The organism is Bartonella sp. CL266QHHD (assembly GCF_042195355.1).
Classification (GTDB): domain Bacteria; phylum Pseudomonadota; class Alphaproteobacteria; order Rhizobiales; family Rhizobiaceae; genus Bartonella.
This window is the reverse complement of the sequence record NZ_JBHIOD010000053.1, coordinates 17,190-34,803: the sequence shown is the minus strand read 5'-3', so window position 1 is coordinate 34,803 and position 17,614 is coordinate 17,190. Positions and strand designations below refer to the sequence as shown.

Annotated in this window: 7 protein-coding genes, 2 tRNA genes and 2 pseudogenes; 5 read left to right on the top strand and 6 right to left on the bottom strand. The window is 39.0% G+C overall.

Annotated features, from left to right (window positions below):
* Positions 1–106: 106 nt before the first annotated feature.
* Positions 107–697, top strand: a complete 591-nt coding sequence (locus tag ACFIK7_RS07000; protein ID WP_375663153.1) for a hypothetical protein — start codon at positions 107–109, stop codon at positions 695–697.
* 711 nt (positions 698–1,408) lie between these two features.
* A pseudogene (locus ACFIK7_RS06995) lies at positions 1,409–2,308 on the top strand (phage late control D family protein); the annotation flags it as partial.
* Positions 2,309–2,882: 574 nt separating this feature from the next.
* On the opposite strand, the gene ACFIK7_RS06990 reads toward ACFIK7_RS06995, so the two are convergent.
* Positions 2,883–2,956, bottom strand: a tRNA-Gln gene (locus ACFIK7_RS06990).
* Positions 2,957–3,407: 451 nt separating this feature from the next.
* Between ACFIK7_RS06990 and ACFIK7_RS06985 the strand changes: the two genes are divergently transcribed.
* Positions 3,408–3,599: a hypothetical protein gene (locus ACFIK7_RS06985; protein ID WP_375663152.1), complete on the top strand. Its 192-nt coding sequence runs from the start codon at positions 3,408–3,410 to the stop codon at positions 3,597–3,599.
* Between the two features lie 1,554 nt (positions 3,600–5,153).
* Positions 5,154–5,353 (top strand): annotated as a pseudogene (locus ACFIK7_RS06980) (DNA adenine methylase); the annotation flags it as partial.
* A 206-nt stretch (positions 5,354–5,559) separates the two neighbouring features.
* Here ACFIK7_RS06980 and ACFIK7_RS06975 read toward each other — a convergent pair.
* The 5 genes from ACFIK7_RS06975 to ACFIK7_RS06955 all read right to left on the bottom strand — a co-directional run bounded on the left by ACFIK7_RS06975 (position 5,560) and on the right by ACFIK7_RS06955 (position 9,406).
* Positions 5,560–5,633, bottom strand: a tRNA-Gln gene (locus ACFIK7_RS06975).
* A gap of 64 nt (positions 5,634–5,697) precedes the next feature.
* On the bottom strand, positions 5,698–6,456 hold the full coding sequence (locus tag ACFIK7_RS06970) for an ABC transporter ATP-binding protein (RefSeq protein ID WP_273791485.1): 759 nt from the start codon (positions 6,454–6,456) through the stop codon (positions 5,698–5,700).
* Complete coding sequence (locus tag ACFIK7_RS06965; protein WP_375658079.1) at positions 6,453–7,403, bottom strand: iron chelate uptake ABC transporter family permease subunit; 951 nt, start codon at positions 7,401–7,403, stop codon at positions 6,453–6,455. The genes ACFIK7_RS06970 and ACFIK7_RS06965 overlap by 4 nt, the downstream gene beginning before the upstream one ends.
* A complete protein-coding gene (locus ACFIK7_RS06960; protein ID WP_273791483.1) occupies positions 7,396–8,352 on the bottom strand; it encodes an iron chelate uptake ABC transporter family permease subunit in 957 nt (318 codons plus the stop codon). The genes ACFIK7_RS06965 and ACFIK7_RS06960 overlap by 8 nt, the downstream gene beginning before the upstream one ends.
* Positions 8,353–8,455: 103 nt before the next feature.
* On the bottom strand, positions 8,456–9,406 hold the full coding sequence (locus tag ACFIK7_RS06955) for a siderophore ABC transporter substrate-binding protein (RefSeq protein ID WP_375643607.1): 951 nt from the start codon (positions 9,404–9,406) through the stop codon (positions 8,456–8,458).
* 198 nt (positions 9,407–9,604) lie between these two features.
* Here ACFIK7_RS06955 and ACFIK7_RS06950 point away from each other — a divergent pair, with 198 nt between their 5' ends.
* On the top strand, positions 9,605–17,056 hold the full coding sequence (locus tag ACFIK7_RS06950) for an autotransporter outer membrane beta-barrel domain-containing protein (protein ID WP_375663151.1): 7,452 nt from the start codon (positions 9,605–9,607) through the stop codon (positions 17,054–17,056).
* Positions 17,057–17,614: the final 558 nt, after the last annotated feature.

Below are 17,614 nucleotides of genomic sequence, written 5' to 3'. Positions count from 1 at the left end.
TTTTATTGTAGATTATTTAAAATAGATTTAATAAATTTCATTATGAATATTTTGATATGAATTTATATGTCTATTTAAATTGTTGTGTTCAGAGAAAAATAAAAAAATGTTTACAAAAAAAGTTCTGTTTAGAGAAGGCTTATTGCTTATCATATTTTTGCTACCATATTTTTTGTCTACCTCGCATGGCTATACGGGTATAGATAAATTATTTTGTTCCAAAGTGGTTAGGGAGCGCGATGATGCTGTTCAAAAGTTGGATTCAGTCGAGTTTGAAAAAGAAAATGCTGAACGGGGATGGAACGATACCATGAAAATATTGAATATGATGATAGACGACTTGAAGAGAATAGCTCTTGAACAGCAGGAACTCTATTTGGCATTGCTGAAAAATATGCCAAACAACAAACAATTTTCTTATAAATATCAAACAACTCTAAAACGCAATGCTGCGGTTTTTGAGCGGATCGAGAAGGCTTTTACTTTATTTGAGCATGTTGAGAAAAGGACAGAAGCCTTTCGAGGGCTAGGTGAAGCAAATAAGCATAAAAATCAGTCTCAAATGTTACATTACTTAGAAGTGATTTCTGAACATCATGGACATGTTGATGGACTCAATAAAGAACTTGAAAGGCTCAATCACGAAGTTGATAGTTTAAACAATAGGCTTCAAAATTTGAAGAAAATATCTCGATAAGAAAACAGCAAAGTTGTTCATTAATGCAAATGAGGAAAAATGCATGAGATGATGAACAACGATTTCATTGAAAAAGGAATGAACGGTGGGATTTGCAATAGTACTCATCATATCCGTTATGGTTATTATAGGGACTCTTTGTTTTTTGTGTAACAGAAACTGTCAAAGAGCGGAAAGAGATAGATGGAAAAGATATGGAGAATCACCAGAAACACGCTCCGAAAATGAAAGAAAAAAATGAGACCAGTATGACAATACAAGAAACATAACCATTTCATGAGACACTTTAAAATCCAGATAATAAGGTTTTGGGAGTCTCTTCAGCATTTGATAAAGAATCTGAAGTTTTAGCGTTTAAAGAAGTTATGGTCCTTTCATCGAAGGACTATAAAATAATCATCTGCATATTTGTTATCATTTTGGCAGTGGACTTTGTTATCCAGATGTTGGATAAGGTCATTATCCAAGTATTGGATGGGGGCAGAGAGTTTGATATCTTTACTTTTATATGTATTTTTAGCTTATTTATTTTGATCTGTTGTTTTATGGCTATCCCGATTATTTTAATTTTACACAATACGATTGAGGAAAAAATTGAAAAAAATACTTCAGCAATATAAACAGATTTGAAATGAGAGAATCTTACAATATTCGGGTCTCTCATTCAATATACAAAACAGTAAATTATCATTATAAATCAATGTGTTGTATAATAAAGCCGATACATTTGAAGCAGAGTTTGATGATAGTGGCAATGATTTAGAGGTTCCCTCAAGCAACAGCACTCTGCAAGTGATTTTTGGCTATGAGAACAGCATCAGTGCCTTTATGGGGTGTTTTGTTGTCGAATCGGTTGTAAGTTGTGGTGGCAGTGATGGAGAGATTTTGCGCCTTTGTGGCAAAAGTGCCTCGATGCGTAAAGAGCTCAAAGAACAGGTGAGTGAACATTTTGACCACCAAACCATTGGTGAGATTGTTGAGACACTTGCCAAACGCCATGGCTATCAAGCAAAGGTCAGTCCTCAGTTCACCACACAAACTTTGCCTTATGTGATTCGTACAGATCAATCGGCGGTTGATTTTTTAACCCGCCTTGCCGATCGCATGCGGGCACGTTTTTTAATCAAAGACAATAAGTTTTTGTTTTTAAGCGGAGATAATTTACCAGCACTCGACATCCATAAGCACGACTGTTCCAACTGGGAATTTACGTTAGAGCCACGTACGCAATATGGCACCATTGAAGCTTCTTATTTTGATCGCTCAAAAGGGCAGCAATGCCAAGTCAAACATCAGACAGGGTTTAGCGGTCCCGTGCGGCGTTTGCGGACTTGTTATACTTGTGAGGAGGAAGCACGAGCTGCTGCTGCTTCCGAGTCGGACAGGTTGTGTCGTGCTGTAGGCAGTGGTTCTTTGACCCTTGAGGGACGCCCTGAAATCATGGCGGATCAACCTCTCATCCTTCAAGGGTTTCGTGGGCAAATCAATGGACTATGGAAAGCTTCCACTGTCACCCACTGCTATGAAAAACAAAGCGGATACACCACAGAAATTACACTTGAAGCACCAAACAAGGGAAAAGAGGCAGGAGAAAAGGAAACCTCTGAGTGACAGAAAATCAAAGGGTAATGTTTACCCTTTGATTGGTGATGAAGGGCATTTAGAGGAATAGGGACAACTTGTCCCAATTGCTAAAACGAGAAATAGGATCAAGTTGATCCAATTGCATGAGTACAGAAATAGGGTAATGTTTACCCAATTCCTTAAAGGAGCAATGGTGCAAACATTGCACAATTGCAGACTGAAGAGCAATTTGGTCAAGTTGACCGAATTCCTTAAACGCTTCTCTTATTTAATAATGTCCTGAATAATGTGCTTAGGATACAGAAAAATCATCAGTCAATTTATGCTAAAAGAGGTGAACACATCTTATATACGCTTTATATACGCTGCTTCTCAAATAATACGATTCCAACTCAATGATTGATCATCTCAAATTGCGATTTTGAGCAGAAAAGAAAAAGAGGCTTTAAATGATCTTTGAAAGGCCTTTGAAGACCCTTTGAGAACCCCTTAAAAACTCTTTGAAAAAAATAAATTGGTACAAAACCTAGTGTCAAAATATACAAAACCTGCTGGCAAGCTACACTGGCAAGCTACACTACACAAGCTACATACATACAACTGGCTGGGGAACTTGGATTCGAACCAAGATTGACGGAGTCAGAGTCCGCTGTTCTACCATTAAACTATTCCCCAATAAGCCAATTTTACCATTTCTAGCAGATTCTATAGTGTAGGCAAGTGCAAAAAATCTTTAGATTATCAATAATAAAGAGCGATAGGGATATCATTATAATCCCAGTAGTGGCGGTCTCAATGTTTTAGCATATAGCAATAAGCGAATAAACACATATAAATAGAGCACACCGTGAACGGAAGCATCACAAACTCTTGTTGAAATATTCTCTATATAGGCATACTTTGTTAAAAGACAGCTACTAAATCATGGAGAATTAATGAGTAATATTTCCACTTATCCTGTTCCCCCAAACCTACAGTTAGTATATGTCTCAAATGTAGAATATTCTACTGCTTTTTACAAATTCATCTTCAAGAAAGAACCTGTATTCATCTCGCCACGTTATGTTGCATTTGCTTCTTCAGGTGACGCACTCTCTGATCTGGGGGCGATGCGCCTGAGGAAAATGTGCCTCGTTTTTCAGAAATCGGCATTATGTTGCCTAAGGGAGAGGATGTAGATAAGCTCTATGCGGAATGGAAAGAGCAAACCACTGTTGAGATAAATGTTTTGAAGGAACCGTATACTGATGTATTTGGACGTACCTTCCTAATCAAAGATCCAGACGGACACATTATTCGTGTTTGTCCACTAGATTAAAAAGCCTGAGATCCGATGTTTAATCGTCTGAATTATAATACCTGAATTATAATAATTGTCTGTTTCCAAAACCTATAAGCTATGCACGCTAAGAGGCTTACTTACGACGCGTGGCTTATCCGTTCGGTGCTGTTCCATTATATTCAGCCCCACAACTTGCCTGTTCCCACAGGCGGCCTCATTGGCTTGGACATCAGTCGGCGTTATTGCATGGCCAGTGATCAGTACCTGTAAATCATAGAAGCTATCCCTCATCGCCTTATGTGGAGTTTTTTGTTGGAATGGGAGGAATATTCTTTACAAGGAAATTGATATCTTTATGAAGTTAAAAAGGTATTGTACATAAAAACTAATAAAATCAATACATTAAGTGCAGTTATTTTGTATGAACCCACTTAAGAATCCATACTTTTATGCATGTTTGAATTGATCATTTTTTATATAAGATTGCCATGGATGAATAGACCATAAAAAGCAAATCATGATGTAAATATTATAACGCATGGGTGCATTCAAATGAAATGAAAAGCGGTTATCATTCATAACAGGTCATAAATTTTATGATACGTTTTTATCACAGCACAAATCACATTGTTTTAAATTTCAGTCGTTTGGAATTATCGATAACATAAATTGTATACATTTAAGAATGGGATGTGTTTTGCTCTTTATTTGAGTGCAACCTTAAAAGGAATAATCGTTTGAAACTATCATAAGCTTATGGATTGAGTTCATAAAGATTGCATAAAAGAATTTAAAGACAAGATCGTTTTTAAAAACGCTTACTAAAAAGTTAGTAAATGATAGGCAGGCATTATATAGATACTATCATCACAATATAGAATGAAAATCACAATGTTATGTCTTATGAAACTGAAAACCTTTTAATGATATAACGCAAGCAAGCGAGCAAAAAACGTTTTAAAAGTTACAGTTTAAAAATACGAAACCAAATGAGCTCCCCCCAAATTTGGGGGGCACCTATTGAAAAAAAGATGAGGCAGCAAAATTCAAAACCATTGTAACATCTAAGGCATGGGATTTTATTTAATTTTGAGTCAAAAGCTATAATGTTTAAAGATGGCTCTATTCTAAAGATAATGCCTCCAAAATTGGATTGGTTGATTTTGCCAACTCAAATTTGAGCTGGTTAATTTGCAAAGAAGTTACATTTGAGTGCAAAATGAAAAGATACTTATGAAAGCTTTATTGAGAAGACATTCATTTAAGATGCATTTTCTTTTGATTGGATTGATAAAGTTACCAAGCTTTTATAGGCTCTATAATGCTAATGAATGATATCAAAATCATAGCTATCATTTACGTTTCTTTTGATAAGTTTTCATATTTCTAATAGAGCACTTGCAATATGATACGTTTTGTATATATGCATTCATTACTCCATTGTGGATGATTCATTCGAATCTTATAATCAATATCTGAAAGCCGCGTCATATCATTTGGCACGGCTTTCTTTTTTGAATTCTCTTTAGATAGGTTTATAGCTATTAGATAAGGCGTTCCCATAAACATAGCCAGATATACGTGTATTACTATGGAAAGGATTTATTTGCGAGAGGATTACCAAACGATGTTTGCTTTGCTTGTGCAATTAAAGGGAAAGTCAATGATGTGCCTCAGATCCGAAAAATCTTTAGCCAATTTAAGATAAAAGAGGTTGGCACATCTTATACATGTGGTTCAAAGAATCCACACCGGCTCAAGAGCTTATCATCTCAAATTGCAATTTTTAGAGGAAGAGAAAAATATGCATTAAAGGGATTTTAAATAACCCTTGAACGTTTTTGAAGATCCTTTGAAAAAAATAAATTGATGCAAAACCTGCTTTCAAATTATACAAAACCCGATGACAAGCTACAATCATTAAATACTGGCTGGCATTAAATACTGGCTGGCATTAAATACTGGCTGGCATTAAATACTGGCTGGCATTAAATACTGGCTGGGGAACTTGGATTCGAACCAAGATTGACGAAGTCAAAGTCCGCTGTTCTACCATTAAACTATTCCCCAATAAGCCAATTTTACTATCCCTAGCAGATTCTATAGTGCATGCAAGCGCAAAAAATCTTTATGATTATCGATAATAAAGAGCGATAGGGATGTCATTAATTGTTTTGATTTGAATATCGACATCATAAATGTCTTTAAGAATTTTTGGTTGCATAATTTCTTTTGGAGTCCCACAATAGGCCGCTTTCCCATTTTTCAATGCAACAATCATATCTGAGTAAGATGAGGCAAAATTAATATCGTGCATAACAATAAGAATGGTTTTTTTCAGTTCATCAGCTGTGCGGCGTAACTGCTTCATCATAGAAACGGCATGTTTCATATCCAGATTGTTTAATGGTTCATCTAAAAGAAGATAATCAGTGTCTTGGCAGATAACCATGGCTATAAAAGCGCGTTGACGCTGACCGCCAGAAAGCTCATCTAAAAAACGGTCTTTTAAATCTTGTAAGCCGAGATAGCGTAGCGCACTGTCGATAAATTGTTTATCTTCATGTGTATACCAGCCTTTTGAATAAGGATAGCGTCCGAAACTTACTAAATCGTACACGGTTAAGCGAAAAGACAAAGGATTTTCTTGACGCAGAATTGAGAGTTTTTGAGCCAAAATATCGTGGGGCATTTTATCAATATCAAAGCCGTCGATATGAATTGTACCATTATGGTGTGGCAAAAGACGTCTTATCAGCATTAAAAGAGTTGATTTTCCGGAACCATTGGGCCCAATGAGAGAAATAATCCCCCCTTTTGGAAGATGAAGGCATAAATTATCGATAATCAATCGTGCTCCGTAAGCCTTGGAAAGATGATTGATCTCAATCATTTTAGTTTTCCCTTCATCAGTAACATTAAGAAAACAATACCCCCACAAAACTCAATGATAAAACTTAAACGCCCTGCCATATGAAAAATTTGTTCTAAAATAAATTGTCCCCCCACCAAACAAATAATCGCTAACAATATTGCAATCGGCACAACAACACTGTGTTTTGCTTGAGGAGAAAGTTCATAGGAAAGGTTGGCAACTAACAGTCCAAAAAAGGTGACGGGGCCTACTAATGCGGTGGAAATGGATACAAGAATGGAAACAAAAATAAGGACAGCTGTCGCACTTTTGTGGTAATTAACGCCAAGATTGAGGGCATTTTCACGTCCCAAAGCCAAAATATCAAGAAGATGACGGGAATGCCATCCAATCAGACTCACAATGAAGACAATGATTGTGGCAAAGCTTATTAATGGTGTATTGAATTTATTAAAATTTGCAAACATAATATCCGTTAAATTCATCATTTGGTCTGGATTTAGTTGCAATTGCATAAACATCCGTAAACTGAAAAAAAAGCCGCCTAAAACAACACCGATTAAAAGCGTCAAGTGAAGCCCTTTTAGGCTTCCTGAAAAGAGCCAGCGAAAAAGGCTTATTGAAAAAAGAATAAGAATGAGGGCTTCAAGAACAAGCTGTCCTTCTTCATTCAAAAAGGGTAAAGAAAGAGAGCCTACAAAATACATTAGGGCAGTCTTTATTAAAATATAAAGCTGATCAAATCCCATAATTGAAGGGGTAAGAAGACGGTTATTAACGATTGTTTGAAATAAAACCGTAGAAACGCTTATTGCGTAGGCAATAAGAAGCAGAGAGGAAAGTTTTGTAAGACGAAATTTCCATGTATAAACATTGATATTCCATGTCATGTAAAGACTAATGATAGTACATGCTATGATGATAAGTGTTGTTAGTACACATATTGTTTTTCTTCTTTTATCCAAGACGCTTTCTCCAGCGTAAAAGCAGTATCATAAAAATAAAACTACCGATTACACCCATTATGGTGCTGATGGGAATTTCAAGAGAGGGATGAATTATTCGTCCTAAAAGATCACAAATCAAGACCAATCCTGCACCGCTGATGGCCACCCAAGGAGCGGTATAGCGCATATTATCTCCCATGAAACTTGAAACAATATTTGGAATAATCAACCCAACAAAAGGAATACGGCCAATGGTACAGACAACAACAGCAGTGATTGAGGCGACAATAAAAAGACCAAAAAACATGACAACACGATAATTCAATCCAAGGTTGTTGGTTAAATCTTCTCCCAAACTTGCAACCGTAAAGCGATCAGCAGTACAATAGGCTAGAATACAAAGGGGAAGGGATAACCATAAGAGCTCATATTTTCCTTCAAGAACCATCGCAAAACTGCCAAATAAGTAAGCTTGAAGAGAAGGGAGTAACATTTCATAATCTGCAATGGCATTGGTTAAAGAGCCAATAATATAGCTTAGCATAATCCCTGTAAGGGGTACAATGAGAGCAGATTTTAGAGGAATGCGTCGCAATAAAAACATAAAAAGTAAAGTGCCTGCCATGGCAAAAATTGTCGCAACGACCATTTTTCCTAAAACAGGAATATCGGGTAAAAAAATCATAATAAAAAGAATGCCAAGGGAAGCAGATTCAATGGTTCCAGTGGTTGATGGCTCGACAAAGCGATTGCGTGTCAATAGTTGCATAATCATGCCTGAAAGTGCAAGTGCTGCGCCTACTAAAAGGATTGCAATGGTACGAGGAAGACGTGTTTGCCAAAAGATAAGCCACGCATGGGGATCGGCTGCGAAAAGGTCAGAAGGTGTGACATCAGAATAACCAACAAAAATGCTGAGGATCGACAGGAAAATTAGAAGTGTTATGGTTATCCAGTAATTCTTCACGTTAAATCATTTTCTAACAAAATCTAAAAAAAGCAAAGACTGCTTAATAAACAACCTCTGCTTTTAAATTTTATTTATATAGCAAGCAAGCTCTTTTGTACGCTTATTTGCTCTTTGTAAAGGCTTCATTGATCTGCTGTGCGGTTTCAATGAGTGCCGTTAAACCACCATTTGCACGATACCAGCTCCAAGAGTCCAAATAAATAATTTGGTTTTGTTTGCTTGCTGTTGTGCGGTGAACAAGCTCATTGTTGAGCAATTGTGCTGCGGATTGTCCTTCCCGTCCAATGGCTGCATCGCGATCAATCACTAACAACCAATCAGGATTGGTTTCAAGAATGAATTCAGGAGAAATGAGTTGTCCATGTTTTTGCACGGTAAGTTTATCGGTTGCAGGGGCAATTCCAAAAGCGGAGTGAAAAATATCGAAACGTGATTTTGGTCCGAAAGCACTGATTTTTCCACCAGAAGTCATGAGTATGAGCCCAGTGCCTTTTCCTTGGGTATTTTTACGGACTTCAGCAAAAGCTTCATTGAGTTTTGCAATTTCCTGTTCTGCTTCTTGTGTTTTGCCAAAAATTTTTCCAAGGATAGACACATTTCGTTTAATATCTTCAAGAGAATTTTCGTTTTCTACTGTTAGATCAATTGTTGGAGCTATTTTGGATAAATCTTTATATTTTGCTTGAGTTCTGGAGGAAATAATAATCAAATCGGGTTGAAGAGTGGCAATTTTTTCATAATCTGGTTCAAAAACGGTTCCAATTCTTTCATATTTTTCATCATTAAATTGTTGCAGATAGGAAGGTTTTTTTCCTTCTGGAAGGCCGATAACGGCTTTGATACCAAGGCGATTCATATTATCTAGCGAAGCAAGATCAAACACAACAACCTTTTGCGGAGAAGCGGGAACAGAAGTCGTGCCTGAAACATGATCAATCGTTACATTTGTCTGGGTACTGGTATTTGCAATACTCGTATGAGTCCACAAAACCGTTGCAAAGCTGATGGCAACCAGTAAAACAGAAGTCATCCATTTCATATATTTTATCATCGTGATTTTATCCTTTTATCTGATACTACAAGGGGTTGTGCAATTAAAAACTTAACTTTGGTATTTTTATGCACAAAATGAAGCGTAAATAAATAACACTATGTTGTAAAGTTGACTTACATATGTTACAAATTGTTCACTTACCTCATTTTCACTTAATTCTAGTGTTTTTGCAACATTATTTAGAAAGTTTGACATATGATCAATGTATTTAAAAAGCGTACACGTTTGTACGCACTGACAACAAGTGCTTTCTTCTTTTTACAAGGTGTAGATGCTTCTATGGGGCAAATGTGGTTGTCAACTGGATTCTCATATCTGACAGAATCAATTTGGGGAAGTTCATCGAAATCTTCTGCACCTAAAGTAGCAGAAGACCCCGCACCTCCCGCACCACGAGTAACTAGTAGTGCCCTTGACGGCGTTGGTGCTGGTGGACTTGGTGGCGCTGGTGGACTTGGTGGTGCTGGTGGACTTGGTGGTGCTGGTGGCGTTGGCGGTGTTCCTGGCGGTGTTGGCGTTGGCGGTGTTCCTGGCGGTGTTGGCGTTGGCGGTGTTCCTGGCGGTGTTGGCGTTGGCGGTGTTTCTGGCGGCGTTGGCGTTGGCGGTGTTTCTGGCGGCGTTGGCGTTGGCGGTGTTCCTGGCGGCGCTGGCACTGGCGGTGTTCTTGGCGGCGTTGGCACTGGCGGTGTTCCTGGCGGCGCTGGCACTGGCGGTGTCTCTGGTTCTGGGCAACCGAGTCCTTTAGTAGAATCAGTACCAGCATTGTTACCGCCTTGTTCTTCAGCCAAAGAATCTCCGTCTAGAGCGTCTATTTTCTGTGATGATGGTGCTACACATACACTTGGACAAGGTGCAGGTAGTAGTAAAACTCAGCTTAAAGCAGGAAGGTATGAGCGTGCTATATATGTAACAGGTCCTTCGCCTACAGTGATTAATGTATCTGGGATATCCGTGGTTGCTGAAGAAGGTGCAGATATTAAGGTGGTTGACAATAAAATTCTGTTTCAGGGTGAAGGTAGGGGCTCTGTATTTGCGGATGGTAAGTCTCAATTTGGCGCTGAGATTAATTTGAAAGATACAGTGGTTGAGGGATTTGCTTATGGGATTGGAGCTTCTAGTTATGGAAAGGTTACTATGAATAGTGGTTCCCTTCACAGCAGTTATGTGAATGCTATGGCTTCAAAACAAGGTGTGATTCTTTTGGAAAATGCAAATGTTAAAGCAGATATAATTGGTCTGTGGAGTGATGATAAATCTGTAATAGAGATGAAAGGAGGAACACTTTCTTTAGGAAGTACAACGGTAGGGGTTATCGCTTCAGAAATGGGAATTGTTCTATTGGATAATGTTACAATTCAAGAAAATGTTTCTAAAATAAATGATGCTGCACAGATACAGGCAGGGGGGAGAAGTAGAGAGCGGGTGGGTCCGGAAGATTCTGATAGAGATGATTCTTCTCAAGATGTTGGGCGCATTGCTTTTCTATCACGTGATGGTTATATTTCGTTTAACAATGGGAGTTTTGATGTTCCAAATACTGTTTTTTTGCAGATTGGTCCAAATGTTCCAAGCAATATTGTACGAAATATGCAAGAAGATATAGCCACTTATTTTGTTGAGTTTGAAGATGAAAATGGTGAGGAAGATCTTCCTGTTTATTTTCGTTCTTCCCATAGTTCTTCCAATAGTTTCCCCAAAGCTTTTAGTGATATTTCTTCTTCTATTTATAAGGCTAGAATACAGAAAGAGAGTGCCCTTGGCATTGATCCATTCTCTAATTTCTTGAATTTAAATGCTGTTATAAAATCTTCATCTATTGAGGTTCCAGGTAAAAAGTCTTATGGTATAGACTTTGATCGTCGGGGTAATGGGACACAGTCTGTGGATCCGGTGCCACATGAGGTTCTTTTAGAAAAGACTTCTCTCAAAGTTCCAGAGGGTATCGCTATTTACGGTGATGGTTTGAATGGTTACGTTTTTTTGCAAAATGAATCGGAAGTTTCGGGTGCTCTTTTGTTGAAAGCTAAAAATTCTGATTTATCTGTTTTTGCTAACAAATCTACCATTGCAGGTGCTACACGTTTTGATGATAAATCTCATGCTAGGCTTTTTTTATCCAATGGAGCAGAATGGCAGGTAACAAAAAGTTCCTATGAAGATTCAGAAGATGTCGATCGGCATTGTATAGATTCATGTATTTCATCTGTGAGTCTTCAAGATAGTGCTATTGAATTTTTTACTTCACAAAAGAGAAATAGTGAGGGTTCTAACGGTGGAAAGGCTGTTACTGTATATCAAACTCTTCGCATCGGAAAAGGAAAGGGCACTGTTTACAGTGCTAAGGGAACTTCTTCAATTCAGTTCAATGTAGATGTAACTGGTAAGGCCGTAGATGTATCTGGTAAGGTCATTGGTCGAAATTCTGATAGACTGTTGATTCATGGTGATGTTTCTGGGCAAACTAAAGTAAAGGTGAGGGCACAAGGAGCAGGTTGGGGTAGCAGCGATAACAAGAATAGTAAGGGATATAGTATTTCACTTATTCAAGTTTTTGGAAGGGCAGAAGAAAGCTCTTTTAGTTTAGATGGTAATTATGTTACGCTCGGAACTCCTTATCAGTATGTTCTTCGTGCTTATGGTCCAACTATTCCTTCGAAAATGCAGTATTTCGATAAGGCTTTGGTTAAGGGCAGTAAAGATGTTTGGGATTTTCGTTTAGAAGATAGAAATTTGCTCTATGAGCGTAATTCTATTTCTTTCGTAGGTGGCAATAGGGAGAGGGCGGGAGTAAATATTCCTTCCGTGCAACCTCGTGAAACTGTGGGAAGTGAGGTAGATAATTCTTCTGTAGGATCAACTCTTCCATCTGGAATTTCTGAATCTACACCACCTAATCGAGTTATTACTTCTAGTACGAATGGGGACCCCGCATTACTTAGGAGATCTGATACAGGTGATATAAATCATGAAGAGGTTGGAAATGAGCCTTCTACAATATCAGATCCTTTATCTCCTTCTCTACATATTTCGACAATTGGGGGGACTGTTGATGGAAGTAGTAATAGGGGAACGGATCCTTATATGTTGGGGGGAAATTTGGGATATCATGAAGAATTGTATACAACAGATGGAAATGTGGGTATTTCCCTTCTTAATGTTGATCCGAGTCAAACGGTTAGTCAGAATGAAGCAGAATATGATATAGTAGGCTATAGTACTTCTGATACGGTTGGTGTGAATTCTGTAGTTCATCAAACTGAGACAGGTAATGAAGACCATACAGAAGGTGGATATGATGGATACGTAGAGAGTGAAGCATCTGAAGCTGTGACGTCTGTTCCTTCTACTACTACGTCTCCTGTTGCTTCTACTGTATCTGAGGGGGGCGCATCTACTGATCCGAGGGGGGCTAGAACATCCGAAGCTGTGACGTCTGTTCCTTCTTCTACTACGTCTTCTGTTCCTTCTACTGTATCTGAGGGGAGGGAATCTACTGATCAGGGTGGGGCTGGAACATCTGAAACTGTAACGTCTGTTCCTTCTTCTACTACGCCTTCTGTTGCTTCTGCTGTATCTGAGGGGGGCGCATCTACTGATCAGGGGAGGGCTAGAACATCCGAAGCTGTGACGTCTGTTCCTTCTTCTACTACGTCTTCTGTTCCTTCTACTGTATCTGAGGGGAGGGAATCTACTGATCAGGGTGGGGCTGGAACATCTGAAACTGTAACGTCTGTTCCTTCTTCTACTACGCCTTCTGTTGCTTCTGCTGTATCTGAGGGGGGCGCATCTACTGATCAGGGGAGGGCTAGAACATCCGAAGCTGTGACGTCTGTTCCTTCTTCTACTACGTCTTCTGTTCCTTCTACTGTATCTGAGGGGAGGGAATCTACTGATCAGGGTGGGGCTGGAACATCTGAAACTGTAACGTCTGTTCCTTCTTCTACTACGCCTTCTGTTGCTTCTGCTGTATCTGAGGGGGGCGCATCTACTGATCAGGGGAGGGCTAGAACATCCGAAGCTGTGACGTCTGTTCCTTCTTCTACTACGTCTTCTGTTCCTTCTACTGTATCTGAGGGGAGGGAATCTACTGATCAGGGTGGGGCTGGAACATCTGAAACTGTAACGTCTGTTCCTTCTTCTACTACGCCTTCTGTTGCTTCTGCTGTATCTGAGGGGGGCGCATCTACTGATCAGGGGAGGGCTAGAACATCCGAAGCTGTGACGTCTGTTCCTTCTTCTACTACGTCTTCTGTTCCTTCTACTGTATCTGAGGGGAGGGAATCTACTGATCAGGGTGGGGCTGGAACATCTGAAACTGTAACGTCTGTTCCTTCTTCTACTACGCCTTCTGTTGCTTCTGCTGTATCTGAGGGGGGAGCATCTACTGATCAGGGGAGGGCTGGAACATCTGAAACTGTAACGTCTCGTCCTTCTCCTACTACGTCTCCTGTTGCTTCTGCTGTATCTGAGAGGGGCGCATCTAATAATCTTGCAAGATCGGGGACATCTGGGCATAGCGTATATACTGTTTCATCCAATTTATCTCCTTCATCTAGAGGTAGAAGTTCGTTAAATTTAATATCTTTAGGAGCTGATTCAGCAGCGAGATCTGATCGAGGTGGGATTTCTGTGATATCGACAGATGGGATTTCTCTATCATCTGGGCACACTATATCGAATAAGATTCCATCTATAAAATCAGCAGCTTCCATAAAGCCTTCTTCTGAGGTTTCTGTAAAGCCTGTTGCATCTTCTAGTCTAAATTCAACTGCTTCCATAAAGCCTTCTTCTAAGGTTTCTGTAAAGCCTGTTGCATCTTCTAGTGGAGCTGTTGGACGTGTTCTTGTGCTTAATAATTCTGGTAAGGAAACGATTTCTTCTACATGTGGTGATACGGAGAATAATAATAGTGAGAGGGGATCACAGACTTCTTATTTGTGTAGAGATGGTAAATCGCGGACAATAACAGGGAAGACACTGAAGGCAAGTGAGGCAACTCAACATTCTATGCATGCAGGAAATCCGAATACAGTTATCAAGTTAGAGGGTACTACTGTTAGTGGTGCGGATTCTTCTAATAGTAAAAATAATGTTGATTTTACTATATCAAAGCTCGTGAGTGCTGTGCTTGCAGAAGATAAAGCAGAAGTTATTTTGGATAAAAAATCAAAAATCCAATCTTCTGTGATTGGGCTTGAAGCGCAAAGTGGTGGGAAGGTTACGATGAATGATGGGACAGTCGATGCGCTTTATGTAGGCGCTTTGGCGGGTTCTGGATCATCTGTTAATTTAAAGGATACGAAAATTAACGTGACGGGGGATTTGGCTGCGGCTGGTTTGGTAAGTCTGGCTGGTAAGGTGTCTATGGACTCTGGGGCTATTACTTTGGAAAAGGGAGTGGCTGTGAGGTCAGAAGCTGGGGGAAGCGTTGAGTTAGACAAAGTTAATATTACTGCGAAAAAAGGACAGGGTAAGTTAGATTCCGCAGATAACTTTGGGCGTGCAGCTTTTCTGTTGAGTGATAATGCTTCTGTTGATTTTAAGAATGGGAATGTTGTGACTGATGCTCATGCTTTGTGGATTATGAAGTCTGATGATAATGTGGTTGAGACCGGCTCTTCTAGGAGAAGGAGATCTTCTGAGGTTCGTCCTACTACGAATCATGCAAATATCGAGTCTTCTATTGTTACAGTGGAAGGTGATGGAACCTATGGTATATATTTTGATGGGGGAATACAGAAAGAAGCGAGTCAACAAAATCGGAGTGAGGATTTAGCAACTGAGAAAGTAATTGTTGTTAAGCGGAGTACTGTATCCAAACAGGAAAAAACGCTTGTAGGCATAACAGGGACAGTTTCGTTGAAGAAAACTGGTTTTGAAGTTGCAAAGGGTATAGCGATCTATGGTAATAATTCTGGTGGTCATGTTTCATTAGAAAATAAGACAACTCTTGCTGGTGATTTGTTGTTGAAGGCTGAGAATAATTCCAATATATCGGTATCGGTTGATAGTTCTATTGTTAAAGGCGATGTTCGCGTTGATAAAAGTTCTTATGCAAAATTAGATTTAATTAATCAATCAGAGTGGATTCTAAAAAGAAGTGCACAGAGGAATTTGGGTACTCCAGATTTAGGATGTGTGGATTCATGCGTTTCTTCTGTAAGTCTTGTAAATAGTACTATTGATTTTGCATCTTCGGAATCTGAAGGAAAATATCAGACTCTCCATATTGGAAATGGGAAAGGAACAGTTTATGCGGCACAGGGTAATGCTGCAATTCATCTCAATGCACGTTTAAATCCTCATGATCCGAGTAATCAGCAAGTCACTGATCGGCTTGTAATTCATGGTGATGTTTCTGGAAAAACAAAAATACATGTACGAGGTGATGCGGGCAATGTAGGAGATGGTAAAGCGAATGCCAAGATTGCTCATACTGTTTCAATTATTCAGGTCTATGGTCAAGCAAAGAAAGACTCTTTCCAACTCGATGGCAATTATGTTGCACTGAGAAACTCACCTTACAAATATACTCTTCGTGCTTATGGTCCAGAAGCGACTTCGAAACAGGAGCATGTTCAGCAGAAATTTGTTAAGGATGGTGGAGAATTTTGGAACTTCCGTTTAGAAAATCAGTATGTTAAGTCTGTTGGATCTGCTGCCCTTCCTGAACAATTTGTAAGGTCTGTTGTTCCACAGGTTCCAACTTATCTTGTCTTGCCTAATAGCGTATTCCACGCTGGTTTGATGGATATTAGCAATCAAAATAAGCAATTGGAGACGTTGCGGATGACTTCTACAGGAATGGTAGAGGTTCGTGAAAATCCCGCTTTATACTTGCGCGGCTATGGTGGAAGTTACCGTTATGCTTCAGATCTTTCCGCACTTGAATATGGTTATGACGGCGATCTTAGTTATAATGGTGTAGAGGCAGGTGTTCTGCTGCAAACTATTGAAAATGCTGACAGTGCTATATCCTTTGGCGTTATGGGAACTTATGGAAAACTTTCTCTGCAGCCTTTGAATGTTGAGCAAAGCCAGAAGAGTGCATTTGATAAATGGACTGCTACGGTATATGGTAGCATGCAGCATAATGCTGGCTTCTATGTCGACGGTCTTTTATCCTATGGTCTGTTCAAAGGTGATGTTCTCACCCTTGCACGGGGTAAAACAGCAACATTAAAAGGTAATCCTTTGAGTGTTTCTTTAGCTGGTGGTCAGACAATTGCGACAGGATATAAGGGTTTTGTCTTTGATCCGCAGGTTCAGGTTGTGTATCAACATCTCCAGTTTAATAAAGCTCGTGATATTGACAATTTTGATATTGAAATGGGTAACCTTAATCAGTGGGTAGCACGTGTTGGTGGACGCTTAACCAAGATTCCTACAGGTTCTGAAGGCGTGAATGCTATTGCTTTCTATGGTAAGCTTTATCTTGCTCATGGTTTTGAAGGAAAACAGTCTGTGCATTTCAATGATGCTTTCAAGTTAGGAGCTTTTGGTTCCTCTATAGAGGCTGGATTAGGTTTTAATGCAAAATTGTTGCCACAGTTCTCTCTGCATGCTGATATTCTCTATCAACATAAGCTTAATAAGGCTGGTTTTTCGGGAACAAGTTTTTCCGGAGGAGTACGTTATCAGTTTTAATATAAGGTACACTATGTACTTTTTTAGAAAAGGCAGCACATTGTGCTGCCTTTTTTCTTTATAACAACTTGTGTTGTTCTTAAAAAATCTCGTCTTCTTTATTAAGCAAAAAAGACATAGTTTGTTTTATGCATGAGAGCACTTTTCTCCGCTAAAGCGAATTTTCTTAAAATTTATGCTGCTACTGATGCGATAGAGTGCTTCGCTTTTATCGGCTTTTTAAGCGTTCAGCAGACCGGTATGCGTTACGTTATCCTTTTTGGTACTGTATTGATATCTAATATAATATTTGATGTTTTCTAAAGCTCGTTTTTGAGCGTTTGTTTTCTACTGATTTAAGTCATTGTTTCATTCATTTCCTTGTGGATTAATTTTTAAAGTTCACAAGGTTTGATTGTGTTTTTAATTAATTGCACGCACTGGTTTTATTTTTTCTTTACACGAAATACAGAATGCATTATACACTCATAAAGTGTGTTTTGTAACTATTCTCTTATAGGTGGTTTTGGCGTAGAGCTTTTGCCAAATTTATTGGGATAATTCATTGCACAGTTCAGA